This window comes from Arthrobacter sp. B2I5 (assembly GCF_030816735.1).
Taxonomy (GTDB): Bacteria; Actinomycetota; Actinomycetes; order Actinomycetales; family Micrococcaceae; genus Arthrobacter.
The window spans coordinates 1,976,672-1,991,671 of sequence record NZ_JAUSYF010000001.1 but is presented as its reverse complement, the minus strand read 5'-3'; the positions used below and the strand labels follow the sequence as shown (position 1 = coordinate 1,991,671).

Annotated in this window: 10 protein-coding genes; 2 read left to right on the top strand and 8 right to left on the bottom strand. The window is 67.1% G+C overall.

Going from position 1 to position 15,000, the window contains the following annotated elements:
* Positions 1-57: 57 nt before the first annotated feature.
* The 5 genes from holA to leuS all read right to left on the bottom strand — a co-directional run bounded on the left by holA (position 58) and on the right by leuS (position 7,719).
* Positions 58-1,074 (bottom strand): DNA polymerase III subunit delta, encoded by a 1,017-nt coding sequence (gene holA / locus QFZ60_RS09515; RefSeq protein WP_307090040.1) that lies wholly within the window; start codon positions 1,072-1,074, stop codon positions 58-60.
* Positions 1,008-2,843 carry a ComEC/Rec2 family competence protein gene (locus QFZ60_RS09510; protein ID WP_307090038.1) on the bottom strand — a complete coding sequence of 612 codons (1,836 nt, stop codon included), beginning with the start codon at positions 2,841-2,843 and terminating at the stop codon, positions 1,008-1,010. Before QFZ60_RS09510 ends, holA begins: the two co-directional genes overlap by 67 nt.
* A 293-nt stretch (positions 2,844-3,136) precedes the next feature.
* The gene (locus QFZ60_RS09505) at positions 3,137-4,012 is read right to left on the bottom strand and encodes a helix-hairpin-helix domain-containing protein (protein ID WP_307090037.1); all 876 of its coding nucleotides are present in this window, start codon (positions 4,010-4,012) and stop codon (positions 3,137-3,139) included.
* Between the two features lie 93 nt (positions 4,013-4,105).
* Positions 4,106-5,107 (bottom strand): DegV family protein, encoded by a 1,002-nt coding sequence (locus tag QFZ60_RS09500; RefSeq protein WP_307090035.1) that lies wholly within the window; start codon positions 5,105-5,107, stop codon positions 4,106-4,108.
* 86 nt (positions 5,108-5,193) lie between these two features.
* A complete protein-coding gene (gene leuS, locus QFZ60_RS09495; RefSeq protein WP_307090033.1) occupies positions 5,194-7,719 on the bottom strand; it encodes a leucine--tRNA ligase in 2,526 nt (841 codons plus the stop codon).
* A 288-nt stretch (positions 7,720-8,007) separates the two neighbouring features.
* Between leuS and QFZ60_RS09490 the strand changes: the two genes are divergently transcribed.
* Complete coding sequence (locus QFZ60_RS09490; RefSeq protein WP_307090032.1) at positions 8,008-9,546, top strand: FAD-dependent oxidoreductase; 1,539 nt, start codon at positions 8,008-8,010, stop codon at positions 9,544-9,546.
* Positions 9,547-9,668: 122 nt separating this feature from the next.
* On the opposite strand, the gene glpK is transcribed toward QFZ60_RS09490, so the two are convergent.
* The 3 genes from glpK to QFZ60_RS09475 form a co-directional block, all read right to left on the bottom strand.
* Positions 9,669-11,183, bottom strand: coding sequence for a glycerol kinase GlpK (gene glpK / locus QFZ60_RS09485; RefSeq protein WP_307090030.1), 1,515 nt, complete (start codon positions 11,181-11,183; stop codon positions 9,669-9,671).
* 41 nt (positions 11,184-11,224) lie between these two features.
* Positions 11,225-11,974 carry an MIP/aquaporin family protein gene (locus tag QFZ60_RS09480; protein WP_307090028.1) on the bottom strand — a complete coding sequence of 250 codons (750 nt, stop codon included), beginning with the start codon at positions 11,972-11,974 and terminating at the stop codon, positions 11,225-11,227.
* A gap of 93 nt (positions 11,975-12,067) precedes the next feature.
* Positions 12,068-13,891 (bottom strand): glycerol-3-phosphate dehydrogenase/oxidase, encoded by a 1,824-nt coding sequence (locus QFZ60_RS09475; RefSeq protein WP_307090026.1) that lies wholly within the window; start codon positions 13,889-13,891, stop codon positions 12,068-12,070.
* Positions 13,892-14,016: 125 nt separating this feature from the next.
* On the opposite strand from QFZ60_RS09475, the gene QFZ60_RS09470 reads away from it, so the two are divergent.
* On the top strand, positions 14,017-14,982 hold the full coding sequence (locus tag QFZ60_RS09470; RefSeq protein WP_307090024.1) for a sugar-binding transcriptional regulator: 966 nt from the start codon (positions 14,017-14,019) through the stop codon (positions 14,980-14,982).
* Positions 14,983-15,000: the final 18 nt, after the last annotated feature.

Sequence of the window (15,000 nt, the reverse complement as noted above, 5' to 3'; positions counted from 1 at the left end):
CCGGTACCGGAAGGTACCGGCCACACGCTTTTAAGCCTGGACCTGCCTGCGCGTGTGCTATCTGCCCTGTACTGACATGGCGATGACGGTCACGGCGTGCTCGACGGCGTAGACGGGGTCCCGGGACAGGCCCTTGACCTGCGCGTCGGCCTCCGCCGTGGCCTGGATGGAGCGCACCAGGCCTTCGGGGGTCCAGCGCCGGACGTCCCGCTGTGCCTGCTCCACCAGCCAGGGCTGCATGCCCAGTTCGGCCGCGATCTGGGCGGACGACCCCGAGGCCCCGGCCACCCTCGCAACAGTCCTCAGCTTGGACGCGAGGGCTGCCACCAGGGGCACAGGGTCGGCACCGGTGGCAAGGGCATGGCGCAGGGTCGACAGGGCCACGGGTGCGTTCCCTGCCATTGCGGCGTCGGCAACCTTGAATGCTGTGGCCTCGATACGTCCGCCGTAGTACTTGTCCACAGTGTCAGTGGTGACAGTGCTCCCGGCGTCGGCGATCAGTTGCGAGCAGGCGGCGGCGAGTTCTGAGAGGTCCGCGCCGACGGCATTCACCAGCGCCTGGACGGCGTCCTGGTTGATGCGGCGTCCGGCCGCCTTGAACTCCGCCATGACGAACGCGACCTTGTCGGCGTCCTTCTTCAACGGCTGGCAGTCAACAACCGGCCAGCCGCCTTTCCTGACAGCATCAAGGAGCTTCTTGCCGCGCGCCCCGCCGGCGTGCCGAAGCACCACGACGGCGTCCTCTTCCGGGTGCTGCAGGTACGCCAGGGCATCGGCAAGGAAGGCGTCATTCATCCCTTCCACGGCTTCCACTTCAATCAGCTTGCTTTCACCGAACAGGGAAGGGCTCACCTGCATGGTCAGGGTGCCGGCCTCATACCCTGCGGCGTTGATGCGGCTCAGTTCGACGTCCGGCGCAGCCGCCCGGACCTGGGACCGGATCCTGTCCATGGCCCTGATTCCAAGGTAATCTTCCGGCCCGCTCACCAGTACGATGGCGGCCGGGGCTACGTCCCGCCAGGAGGCTGTGTTCGACGCCGGGGAGCGGCTTGCCCGCTTTTGCGCAACGGCCATCGAAGGTCCCTTCCGGAGGTGATATTGCAGTATCCCAGCCTGCCACGTCTGCGCCCGGGGTCCAAGCTGCGACGGCCGGGGAAGTGCTGCGGCCGCGGCTCCATCAGCCCGATCAACGCCACCGTGACGCCGTGCGCTTCCCGGATTCTCCGGAGAAACCTCAGCGGCCGCGCGACTGCCCATACAGCGGCAAGGGTCACGGCTGACAACAGCACCATGGACAGCAGCCCGGGCAGGCCCTCCGGCCAGGGAAGTGCGGAGCCAGGCAGCTGTGCCGCGAACCTGGCAATGGCGGCGACGCCGGCACAGAACATTCCGGCCATGGCTATCAGGACCGTCCCAGCCCACGGCAGCACGACCACCAGGGGCACCGCGGCCGTTCCCAGCAGGGTCACCGGAGCCACCAGGGGCGATGCGAGGACGTTCGCCACCAATGAGTAGGTTGCAAATTGCGGCTGCAGGAGGACGATGACGGGCCCGCATAACAGCTGTGCGGACAGCGGAACCGCGACCGCCGCCGCGGCCCATCGGGGCACCGCCACGGGGATCCAGCCGATGATCGGCCGGCCCAGCAGAATGATTCCCAGCGTGGCCAGCACCGACAGCAGGAAGCCAAAGCTGGTTCCCAGTGCAGGGTCGGTCAGCAGGAGCCCGATGACGGCCAGGCAAAGGAAGCTCAGTCCCCGCCCTGACCGTCCGCCGGCCAGGGAAGCCACGCCGATGGCACCCATGAGCGCCGCGCGCAGGACGCTCGCGTCCGGGCCCACCAGGACCACGAAGAGGGCCAGGCCGGAAAGGGCGGCGGCTGCGGCAGGAGCACGGGACAACCTGAACCGCCGGCACAGCAGCAGCAAAGACCCCAACACGAGGCTGCAGTTTGCCCCGCTGACCGCTGTCAGGTGAGTCATTCCCACAGCCTTCATGGCGTTGTCCAGTCCCTCGTCCAGCGCGCTGGTGTCACCGGTGACCATCCCGGGCAGGAGTCCGCGTGCATCGGGGTCCAGGAAAGCGGAGGCGGAAACAAAGCGTCCGCGAAGTTCCCTGGCTGATCCCCCCAATGCGGGGCCGCCCGTGGCCTTGAGGGGAGCCGTTGAAGCGGCCAGCGTTCCTGCCTCCTGCTCCCCTGGCTCCACGGGACGCAGCTTGCCCGATGCACGCAGTGTTTGCCCCGGCACCACCCCGCCCCATCCATGCCCTCCCATGACGGTGAGGCGCGCCCGTGTCCGCACCAGCACGCCGCCGGTAGCCAATTCCTGCGTCCACACCGGCACGGACCACCGTCCTGACGACCCGCCCGGGCCTGCCATGGCCCGCGGGTTTCCCGCCACCTCGACGACGACGACAGCTGATCTGCCGGCGTTGACCGCCTCGGCCAGTGGCCCGTCAAACCGTTGGCTGGAGGACGCAGCGGAGTGCGCTGCGGCGGCAGCGGCCAGCATCAGGGCGACGCCCAGCGCGGCGGGGAAGCTCCGTCCCCTGGCTTTGCGGCGCCAGGTCCCTTCCTCGCGGCCGACTGCGGGACAGAGCTTGCGAGCCCGTCCGCCTTTGGCTGCATGGACAAGGAGGAAGCCGCCCAGTGCCACCAGTGCGGAGCACAGGACAGCCAGCCCCACGGGCGGCAGCCAGAGCCCGGCCACTGATGCGCTCCATACCAACACTGCCGGAAGGGCGAGGCGGAGGTCTGTGCGGCGGCGTGGGCCCGCACGGCTGGAATCATTTTCTTCCCCGGCCTTGCCGTTGTTGGCCAGCCGCGTGCGGATATGGCCCACAGCACGCGCCCAGGACCCCCGGAGCGGGGGTTGCTCTTGCAGGCGCCTGCGCTGTTTTGGCCGCACCCCTGGTGTAGACGGGACTGCCCCCGGGGACAACGGAACAGGTGTTTCCGAACGCTCCGTTGCACCCGGGGGCGGCAGGGCCTGCGGATCCATTCCCGCACCCTGCACGGCAGACTCAATAAACCGGTTCCAGGGACTGGGCCGCGGACTTGTGCCGCTGGAGGCGGGGCCACCCCTCCCCTGCCCTGCACCCGTGCGGCGCGCGTCCGGCTTCGCTCCCATGGCGCTCAGACCGTCACCAGTGGCAGCAGGGCTTCAAGCATTTTGGGCCCGACTCCATCCACGGCATCCAGCTCTTCGACGCTCTGGAAGGAGCCATGTTCCTTCCGCCAGTCGACGATCCGCTGGGCCAGCACCGGCCCTACCTTTGGCAGTGTGTCCAGCATGGCAGCGTCCGCCGTGTTGAGGTTGACCTTACCGCCAACAGATCCAGTGCCGGAGGCCCCCGTTCCAGCTCCGTCCGTACCGTCCGGCCCTGCGGCGTCCGGTGCGGCGGACAGCGGCTCACCGTGTTGCGGAACGTAGATCTTCTGCCCGTCCTCCACGACGAGTGCAAGGTTAAGCCTGTTCACGTCTGCGTCCTGTGCCGCCCCGCCGGCGGCGGCGATGGCGTCGTCAACGCGGCTGCCCTGTTGGAGCCGGATGACACCGGGTTTGGCCACGGCGCCGGCAACATGAACCACTACGGCCGCGGCCGACGCAGCTCCGCCCTGCCCGCTTCCGGCCTCTGGTGAGGTTGCCGTCCCGCCCTGGGCGGCCCCACTGTCCCCATCAGCCAAGCCGGCACGGGGAGGCCCGCTGGAAGTGGCAGCGCTCAAGGGCAGGACCTGGGGAGCAGCCGCGCCGGCCTGCCACCAAAACCAGCCCGCTGCAGCCACGGCGAGGGCAGCAAGCAGCACGGCGACGCGGAGCCCCAGCCGCCACCGGAGCGAAGGCGGCCCGCTGGAACCGGTCCCGGAGCCTCTGCCGGCTTTCCTTCCGTCCGGGTCACCGGTTTCGCCCGTTTCGCCGGAGCCCCGGTACACAAAACCGTCGAGTCCCGGCCCGTCCTCCAGGAGCCCGGGAGCTGCCTCCCCCAGGGTTGCCCGGAGCCTGGCTCTCACATGGCGCGCCTGCTGACCTGCTGCTCCAGCATCCCGGCGTGACATAACTCCACCCTAGGAACACGGGCGGTTGCCCGGCAGCAGCCAAAGGCGCTATGTGGAAAGATGCGCTCCGGCCCCTGGCCCATCCGCCGTCCTGCCCACGATGACTGCAAGCACACCCAGCCCCGCATGGGCAGCCAGGACCGCCGGAAGGGAGCTGATCTGGGCCGGCGGACAGTCGGGAAGCGCCGCTTCCAGCCTCGCGGCCAGGCTCTCCGCCTCTTCCGGGTTACCGAAGTGATGCACGGCCAGGCGCACGGACCCGGCCGGACGCGCTGCCGCTTGGGCCACCACGATTTCCTCCAGGCGCGCCACTGCCCTGGCACCTGAACGCACCTTCTCCAGGGGGACGATCCTGCCGCCGTCGACCGCCAGGATGGGTTTGATGGCAAGCATGGTGCCCAGAAGCGAGGCCGCCGCGCCGATGCGCCCACCGCGCCGCAGCTGTTCCAGGCTGGGGACGTAGAAGAAAACCTTGGTCCGGGCTGCCTGTGCCACTGCAGCCTGGGCCACCCCGGCACAGTCGAAACCGGCCGCGGCTGCCTCCACTGCCGCCTGCACTGCCATCCCCTGCGCCATGCCGACGGTTCGGGTGTCCACTACTTCCACGGGAATCCCCACCCTGGCCGCAGCCAACCGGGCAGCATCCGCGGTGCCGGACAGTTCCCCCGAGATATGGACCGAAACCACCGCCTCGAATCCCCGGCGTTGGGCAGCGCGGTACGCCTGTTCAAATTGCCCTGGTGATGGCCTGGAGGTCTTGACCTGCGTTCCGGCGGCCAGCGCCACGGCGATGGTCTCCAGGATGTCGTCTTCGCCCTCGCCATAGATTTCCGGGCCCACCATGACGGGCATGGGCGTCACGGTCAGGATGCCGTCCTGCGGAAGGCTCCCGGCATAGTCCGCAGGCAGGGCAGCTGCGGAGTCGGTGACGACGGCGGTGCGCACCCCGGCGCGGGCGCCGTCATGTCTGATCCCCGGCCTGGCGCCGGGACGGAGGCCGGCCAGCCGTGAACGGACCCATGGCCAGGCGGCGGCATTACTGTCAGGCAAGGGGCCTCCTGGAGACAGTGTCCGGCTCAGTTGGCACCGGCCGCCGGAAAAGTTCCGACGGCCGGTGGGTGCTGCGGGTGCAGCAGTTATGCCGGAACGATGTTGACCAGCTTAGGGGCACGGACAATGACTGTCCTGATGCCCCGGCCGTCCAGGGCACGCTGGACGTTTTCCGAGGCCAGGGCCAGCTCGCGGAGCTGATCCTCGGAGACGTCCGGAGACACCTCCAGCCGGTCGCGGACCTTGCCCTGTACCTGCACCACGGCGGTGACCGTGTCCTGGACCAGGAGCGCGGGGTCGTGCGCGGGCCAGCCTGCGTTGGCTACCGATGCCGGGTGGCCCAGCAGGTTCCACATGTCCTCGGCAGTGTACGGCGCGAAGAGGCTGAGGATCACGGCAACAGCCTCCGCAGCTTCGCGGACTGCCGGGTCCGCTGCGCCCGCGCCGGAGTCGATCGCTTTGCGGGTGGCGTTAACCAGTTCCATCAGCTTTGCCACCACGACGTTGAACTTGTTGGAGTCCAGGAGCTCGGCGGCGTCGGCGATGGTGCGGTGCGTTACCGAACGCAGGGCACGGTCTCCGCTGGTGGCGTCCACCCCGGGCCCGCTGGTTACGTCCTGGGCCAGGCGCCAGGCGCGGGCCAGGAACTTGGCAGAGCCCGACGGGGAAACGTCAGCCCAGTCGACGTCGTCCTCCGGCGGGGAGGCGAAGACCATGGTCAGCCGGACCGCGTCCACGCCGAACTTGTCCAGCTGCTCACCGAGGTCGACACCGTTGCCCAGCGACTTGCTCATGGCCTTGCCGCCGTTGAGCACCTGGCCCTGGTTCAGGAGGGCACTGAACGGTTCGTCGGCGTCAATCATGCCCAGGTCGTGGATGACCTTGGTGAAGAAACGGGCGTACAGCAGGTGCAGGATGGCGTGCTCCACACCGCCGACGTACTGGCCCACCGGCATCCAGTCGTTGATCTTCGCCGGATCGAAGGGGCCCTCGGTGTAGTGCGGGGAGACGAACCGCAGGAAGTACCAGGAGGAGTCGACGAAGGTGTCCATGGTGTCGGTGTCCCGTTTGGCGGGGCCGTGGCAGGACGGGCATTCCACGTTGACCCATGCTTCGGCAGCCGCCAGGGGCGAGGTGCCCTTCGGTGCCAGGTCCTCGCCGCGCAGGTCTGCAGGCAGCGTGACCGGCAGCTGCTCGTCCGGTACCGGAACCTCGCCGCAGGACGGGCAGTGGATGATGGGGATCGGAGTGCCCCAGAACCGCTGCCGGCTCAGCAGCCAGTCGCGGAGCCGGAAGTTCACGAACTTCTCGCCGGTGCCCTGCCGCTCCAGCATGGCGATGGCGGCCCGGATGGCCTCGGCCTTGGGCAGGCCGTCGAGCTCACCGGAGTTGATCAGGGTTCCCTCCCCGGCGGTGGCCGTGCCGGTGACGGCGGGATCCTCCTCGCCGGTGTCCAGGACGGCGCGGACCGGCAGGCCGAAGGCGCGGGCGAAGTCCAGGTCACGCTGGTCGTGCGCGGGCACGGCCATGATGGCGCCGGTGCCGTAGTCCGCCAGGACATAGTCCGCAGCCCAGACCGGCAGCTTTTCCCCGTTCAGCGGGTTGATGGCGTAGCGGCCGGTGAAGACGCCGGTCTTTTCGCGCTCGGTGGACTGGCGTTCAATCTCCGAAAGCGCCTTGACCCGTTCGCGGTATTCGTCCAGGGCGGCCGCGTGCTCGTCCGTGACAAGGTCGACGGCGATCGGCGCGTCGGCGGCCACCACGAAGAAGGTTGCACCGTACAGGGTGTCCGGGCGGGTGGTGAAGACCGTGACGTCCTTGGCGGGCTTGCCGCCGTAGGCCTCGATCACGAAGTTGACGTGCGCGCCTTCGGAACGGCCGATCCAGTTCTTCTGCATGGCCAGCACGCGCTCCGGCCAGTGGCCGCGCAGTTCATCCATGTCGTCCAGCAGGCGGTCGGCGTAGTCGGTGATCTTGAAGTACCACTGGTTGAGCGACTTCTTGGTCACGGTGGTGCCGCAGCGCTCGCAGGCGCCATTGACAACCTGCTCGTTGGCCAGCACGGTCTGGTCCTTGGGGCACCAGTTGACCGGGGAGTTCTTCCGGTAGGCCAGGCCGCGCTCGTAGAAGCGTTTGAACAGCCACTGGGTCCAGCGGTAGTACTCGGGGTCCGAGGTGTGCAGGCGGCGCGACCAGTCAGCGGAAATGGCATACCGCTTGAAGGACGCGGCCTGGGTGTCGATGTTGGCGTAGGTCCACTCGCTGGGGTGGGCGTTGCGCTTGATGGCGGCGTTCTCCGCGGGCAGGCCAAAGGAGTCCCAGCCGATGGGGTGCAGGACGTCGTACCCCTTCTGGCGCAGGTAGCGGGCCACGACGTCACCCATGGCGAACGCTTCGGCGTGGCCCATGTGCAGGTCGCCGGACGGGTACGGGAACATGTCAAGCACGTAGCGGCGCTCCCGGGACCCGTCGTCCACCGGGGTGAAGACCTTGAGGTCTTCCCACACCTGGGGCCATTTGGCCTCCATGGCGGTGAAACTGTAGGTGCCCTCTTCAGGCTCCGCCGATACTGTTGTTGCTGTTCCGGTCTCTGTCTCCGGCTGAACGCCCACTGCTGCCCTCTTCTGTTCTGTTACGGCATCTGTGCTGCCATAACGGCCTGATCCTCCTGCTGCCGGTCCGGTGGAATGCCCCGGACACACAAAAGCCCCTCGCCAAGGGAGGGGCTGCCGCTCAGCTGTCCGATATTCGGAGCCGGCGGCTAACTAAGCAGAAGGATCGCACGCATGGATCTACTTTAGCGCACCGGCACGCCGCCCGCCGCAGCCAGGGGGCGTCCCCGTTGCATTACCCGGGGGAAGCGCGCATGATCATCCCACAATGCAGGGAGGCGGCACACGATGTCAGAGGCAAGCACCGCCGGCTTCGCGGAAGGGGTACCCCTCTCCTTGTGGCTGGCGACCGCCGGCGGCACCGACTTTCCCAAGCTGCACGGTACGGTCGAAGTAGACGTGGCAGTCATCGGGGGCGGCATTGCCGGCCTGACCGCAGCGCTGGCCCTGAAGCGCTCGGGACGCTCGGTGGCAGTCCTCGAGGCGGGCCGGATCGGCACCGGCGTCACAGGCCACACCACCGGCAAGGTGACCTCCCTGCACCGCCTGGCGTACACGGAGCTGGACCAAACCCACGGAAGGAGCGCGGCCCGAATCTACGGACTCGCCAACCAGGCCGCCGTGGAGCACGTCGCCGGGGTGGTGGCGGCGGAAGGCATCTCCTGTGGTTTCCTCCGGGTTGCCAACTACACCTTCGCCGCCGCCGGGGACGCCCTGCCGGCGGTCCGCGCGGAAGCCGGCCTCGCCGCCGGCCTCGGCCTTCCGGCTGCATTCACAGCCGAGGTGCCCCTCCCGTTCCCTGTGGCGGGCGCCGTCCGTTTTGACGGGCAGGCCCAGATCCACTCCGTGCAGTACCTCCAGGGGCTCGCCGCCCGGGTGGACGGGGAGGGCAGCTTCGTCTTTGAGGGGACCCGCGCGAACGACCTTCAGGAGGGAACCCGGGTGAGGATCGCTGCCGAAGGCGGCACGGTACTGGCGGCTGATGCCATCGTTGCAACCAATGTCCCCTTCGGAGACCATGGCCGGTTCGAAGCACTCTGCCCGCCGCACCGCTCCTATATCGTTGCCGCGCCACTGGACACCCCCGCCCTGGACGCCACCTTCATCAGCGCCGATGAGCCCATGCGCTCGTTGCTGACCGTCCACCTGAACGGGATGACCTATCTGTTGACCGGCGGCGAGGGCCACCCCGCCGCCGAACCGGTCGATCCGGCGTCGCGGCATGCCAGCCTGGCAGCTTTCGCGCGCAGCCAATTCGGCGCCGGACCCGTTGCCTACCGCTGGTCCACCCAGGACGCGATGCCCCTGGATGGACTGCCCTATGCCGGTCCGCTGAACCCGGACAGCCGCCATGCCTTCGTCATTACGGGCCTGCGCAAATGGGGACTGACGAACGGCACCGCCGCCGCCCTGATGCTGGCAGACCTGCTCAACGGCACACCCAACGACTGGGCGCCTTTGTTTGACAGCAGCCGCGCGCCGTCACCGACCGTGACGCGGCCGGAAGTGTCAACGGCACCAACGCCGGCAGGTACCGGGAACATTGACGGGACCCGCCCGGACGACGCCGCACGGCAGATAGCGGACCTGGCTCCGAACGACGGCACGGTCATTGAAACCGCCGGGGCAAGCACCGCGTATTTCCGGGACGAAGCGGGAGGCATCCACGCCGTATCCGCCATCTGCACCCATCTGGGCTGCACAGTCGGATTCAACCGGGGAGAACGCACCTGGGATTGCCCCTGCCATGGTTCCAGGTTCGACGTGGACGGGAAGGTCATCCAGGGACCGGCCACCGAGGACCTGCCGCAGCGGCCTGCCCCCTAAGACCCTGGACCTCCAACGCCTTGGGACACCCTGCACTGGGACGCCGTGCACCTGTTCGGGGTGGCGGAAAACGCCAGGGCCGCCCTGCCGGATCGGCAGGGCGGCCCTGTAACGGATAGAGGTTAGCGCACGTCCTCGTCGACCCACTCCATGGACTTGGTGACGGCCTTCTTCCAGAGCCGCATCTGGCGGTCCTGTTCAGCCTTGTCCATCTGCGGTTCCCAGCGCTTGTCCTCGGACCAGTTGGCGGAGCATTCCCCGAGGTCCTTCCAGAAACCGACGGCCAGTCCTGCCGCGTAGGCAGCTCCCAGTGCCGTGGTTTCAATGACCTTGGGGCGGATGACCGGGACGCCCAGGATGTCGGCCTGGAACTGCATGAGCGCGTCGTTGGCCACCATGCCGCCGTCGACCTTCAACTCACTCAGCGGCACGCCGGAGTCGGCGTTGACCGCGTCCAGCACCTCGCGGGTCTGGAATGCGGTGGCTTCCAGCGCCGCCCGGGCAATGTGGTTCTTGTTGACGAACCGGGTCAGGCCAACGATTGCACCGCGGGCGTCGGAGCGCCAGTACGGTGCGAACAGGCCGGAGAACGCGGGGACAATGTACACGCCGCCGTTGTCCTTGACGGACGCGGCGAGGGATTCCACCTCCGGGGCGCTGCTGATCATGCCGAGGTTGTCACGCAGCCACTGGATCAGCGAGCCGGTGACGGCGATGGAACCTTCGAGGGCGTAGTGCGGCTTGGCGTCGCCCAGCTTGTAGCCGACTGTGGTGAGGAGCCCGTTCTTCGAGTGGACGATTTCCTCGCCGGTGTTGAAGATCAGGAAGCAGCCCGTGCCGTAGGTGTTCTTCGCTTCGCCGGCGTCGAAGGCCGCCTGCCCGAAGGTTGCGGCCTGCTGGTCGCCAAGGATGCCGGCCACCGGCGTCTCGCGGAGCAGCTGGGAGCTGTGGACGGTGCCGTACACCTCGGAGGAGGACTTTATCTCCGGCATCATGCTGCGGGGCACGCCGAAGATGCGCAGGATTTCGTCGTCCCACTGCAGCGTCTCGAGGTCCATGAACAGGGTCCGGGAAGCGTTGGTGACGTCGGTGACGTGGACGCCGCCGTCCACGCCGCCGGTCAGGTTCCACAGGACCCAGGCGTCGGTGTTGCCAAAGACCAGGTCCCCGGCCTCTGCCTTTTCCCGCGCGCCGTCAACGTTGTCCAGGATCCATTTGATCTTGGTGCCGGAGAAGTAGGTGGCCAGCGGCAGGCCCACTTTCTGTTTGAAGCGGTCCGCGCCGCCGTCCCTGCCCAGCTCGTCCACGATGTCCTGGGTGCGGGTGTCCTGCCACACGATGGCGTTGTACACCGGCTTGCCGGTGGTCTTGTCCCAGACCACAGCGGTTTCGCGCTGGTTGGTGATCCCGACGGCGGCAATATCGTGCCGCGTCAGGTTCGCCTTTGAGAGGGCCGAGCCGATGACCTCACGGGTGTTGTTCCAGATCTCCGTGGCGTCGTGTTCCACCCAGCCCGCCTGCGGAAAGATCTGCTCGTGTTCCATTTGGCCGGAGGAGACAATGGCGCCGCTGTGGTCGAAGATGATGGCGCGGGTGCTGGTGGTGCCCTGGTCGATGGCGATTACGTACTGGTTCATGATGACGTCCTTGTCTTGTTAATGGCTGAGGTGAGTACGGGTCAGGAAGCGGCCGTGACGATGATGGGGACTACCCGGGCTGCCAGGCCGCCGAGCGCGCCTCCGACCAGCGGCCCGACGACGGGGATCCAGGAGTAGGCCCAGTCGCTGGAGCCCTTGCCCTTGATGGGAAGCACCGCGTGGGCGATGCGGGGCCCCAGGTCGCGGGCGGGGTTAATGGCGTAGCCGGTGGGCCCGCCGAGGGAAACACCGATACCGACCACGAGGAGTGCGACAGCCAGCGGGCCAAGCTGCTGCGGGGTACCACCGAGGGTGAGGATGACGAAGACCAGCACAAAAGTACCGATGATCTCGGTGATCAGGTTCCATGGGGTGGAACGGATGGCAGGGCCGGTGGAAAAGGTCCCGAGCTTGCCTGCAGGCTCCGGCTCGTCATCGAAGTGCTGCTTGTAGGCCAGCCAGCAGACCACCGCGCCGAGGAAGGCGCCCAGCATTTCAGCGCCGAAATAAGTCAGCGTTGAGGCGACATCAACGGGGACGCCCTTCGCGTACTCCGCCTTGCCGTTAAGCAGCAGGCCGACCGTGACGGCAGGGTTCAGGTGTGCGCCCGACTTGGCGGCGACGAAGACACCACAGAAGACGGCGATACCCCATCCCCAGGTGACCATCAGGAAACCGCCGCTGTTGCCTTTTGTCCCCCGCAAAGCCACATTGGCAACGACGCCGCAACCCAACAGGGTCAGCATGCCCGTGCCAAAGACTTCGGAGAGGAAGACTATTCCTAGAGACATCTTTGACTCCATTTCTTTGTTTAGTTGTCGGTCCTCCGCGGGTGAAGGACCGTGTGGCCGGGACGCTGTAACGTCCCGGCCGGAAACCTGGCCTTAGGCGACCAGGCTGTGCGTTTCCACGCGGTGGAAACGCTGCAGCACGTCCTGTGCGTGCTTGATCTCAGCGGCGCGCGCCGCCGCGTCCCACTTGAGCGGGACGGACAGAACTTCCGCCACTTCGTTGAGGAGTTCACCGGTAACCAGCCCGCGGAAGGCCAGGGATGTACGCCGGATGAGGACATCCACCAGGTGCCCCACCTGCTCGTTGGCCGCCATGAATTCCAGTTCGCGGACACTGAGTTCGCGGGTGGAGCGCAGCGCGTGGTCAGGCTCGGCATCGAGGTAGGCGATCACTTCTTCGGCCCGGGTCCCATAACGGGTCAGCAGCCCGGCCGTGCGGTCTGCGTCCCGCCCGGGAGCCATGTGCGCCTTGATCCACTTCTGCACGCCGGCTTCGTCGGCAGGGAAACCGGCGCCGCCGCCGATCGGGAGCTGCGCCGTCGAGACCTTACGCTGCACGCCCAGTTCGCTGAGGACATCGTTGGTGAGGTGCTCCGCGAGGGCACGGAAGGTGGTCCACTTGCCGCCCACCAGGCTCAGCACGACGGCGCCGCTTCCGTCGGGTGAGGAGGTGCGGCGTTCGATGCGGTAGTCACGGGAGACGAAGCCGGGCTGGGTGGCGTCATGGCTGGGCAGGGGGCGGACGCCCGAGAACGTGTAGACGATGTCGTCAGGGGTGACGTCGATTGAGGGGAAGACGTGGCCGATCAGGTCGAAGAAGTACTGGATTTCCTCGTCGGTGCAGACGGCGTCCTCCGACATGTCCGCGTCAACGTCCGTGGTGCCCACCAGGACACGGTCCCCCATCGGGTAGATCAGGACGATCCGGCCGTCGGTGTGCTCGAAGAAGATTTCCCGCCCGCGGCAGGCGGCAAGGAGGCCGGGGTGGTCCAGTACGATGTGGGATCCCTTGGTGCCTCCCATGAAGGATGAAGCCGCGCCCATTGCACCGTTGGTGAGGTCAACCCACGCCCCGGTGGTGTTGATGATGACGTCCGCCGTGAAGTCGAATTCCTCGCCGGTGAGTTCGTCGCGAAGGCGGACAGTACTTCCCCGCCCGGTCCCCGGGTTGGGAACCGGCGACATGGACTGCAGCGAGAGGTAGTTGCTGGCGCGGGCCGTATCGCCCTGGGCGCTGGTGCTCTCCGGGGTCCCCGGCCGGCCGGCCTTTTCGCCATCCTGCAGGACGTCCAGGGTCAGCCGCTCGGGATTGTGGACCGAAGCATCGAAATAGGTGGCGGTGTACTTGACGTCCGGCCGCAGGGCAGGCAGTTCCTGCAGGGCCGCCTTATGGGTCCGGAACTGGTGCCGCGGCACCGTCCCGCCGTCCCTGGAGAAAGAATCATAGAGGCTGAGGCCGAGCTTGATGAGGAACGCCCCGCGCTCCTTCGGCTTGCCCTGCTGCTTGTGGGTCAGGAAGCGCAGCGGCGCCGAGAGGACGCCGGAGAACGTGCTGAAGATCGGGATGGTTGTTTGCAGGGGCTTGACGTAGTGCGGGGCAATCCTGAGCAGGCGGTTGCGTTCCACCACCGACTCGCGAACCAGGCGGAACTCGCCGTTTTCGAGGTACCGGATGCCGCCATGGATCATGTGCGAGGAAGCGCCGCTTGCTCCCTGGCAGTAGTCACCGCGCTCCACCAGGGCTACATCCACGCCCTGCAGCGCCAGGTCACGGAATGTCCCCACTCCGTTGATGCCACCGCCTACCACCAGCACCTTCGCATGGGGGCGCCGCCGCAGGTTGTGGACCGACGCGCGTTCGGTCCCGGGGCGGGGCGCTGAAACAGGGGGTTGAACAGTTGAATCCTTGGGTCCCAAAACGACTCCCTTGGGGCTTTGTGTGATGCGGTCACCGCTGGATGGCGCCGCCGTTCTGCTCTATTGTTCGGAGAAATGGAAAATGGAGTCAAGGACTATGCACGAATGTGCAGTTAGGAACTGAGATGGCACTTTCACGCGACGCAGATGCCCTCCGAGCTGCACAAATGTATTACCTGCAGGACCTGACCATGGACGCGATTGCCCGGGAACTGCACACCTCCCGCTCCACGGTTTCCCGCCTGTTGTCCTCGGCAAGGGAATCGGGTTTGGTGCAAATCCAGATCCGCAACCCGCTGGACACGGGTCCCGAGCTGGAGGGGATGATCCGGCGCCGGTACAACCTGGACGTCCACGTGGTCCCCATCCTTGGGACGCTCAACGAAGCCGAAACCTTGGACCGCGTAGCCATGCAGGCGGCACGCACCATTGGGCCCCTGGTGGACTCGAATGCCATCATTGGCGTGGCCTGGGGATCGACGCTCAGTGCCGTCAGCCGGCACCTCACCAGGAAGATCACGCACGACAGCGTCATCGTCCAGCTCAATGGTGCCGGAAACATGCACACCACGGGCATCACCTACGCAAGCGACATCATGCGCAGGTTCGGCAGCGCCTATGGGGCGCGGGTGGAGCAGTTCCCCGTTCCGGCCTTCTTCGACCATGCCGCCACCAAGACGGCCATGTGGAATGAACGCAGCGTGCAGCGGGTCCTGGAACTGCAGGCCAAAATGAGCATCGCCATTTTCGGCGTGGGTTCCGTCCACGCCGACTATCCGAGCCACGTCTACGCGGGCGGGTACCTGGATGAGGACGACCTGAACGCACTGGCCAAATCGGACGTGGTGGGCGACGTTGCCACCGTCTTTTTCCGGGCCGACGGTTCCTCCGACGGCATTGTCCTGAACGAAAGGTCCACCGGGCCGGCACTTGCCCAACTCCGCCAGGTGCGCCGCAGGATCTGCGTGGTGTCCGGGGTTTCCAAGATCAACGGGCTGCGTGGAGCCCTGGCAGCAAGGCTGGCCACCGACCTGATCCTGGACGAAGCCACCGCACGGCGCCTGGTCGATCACGAAGGACTGACCAGCTGAAGTGGGTAGAGTCGTTGC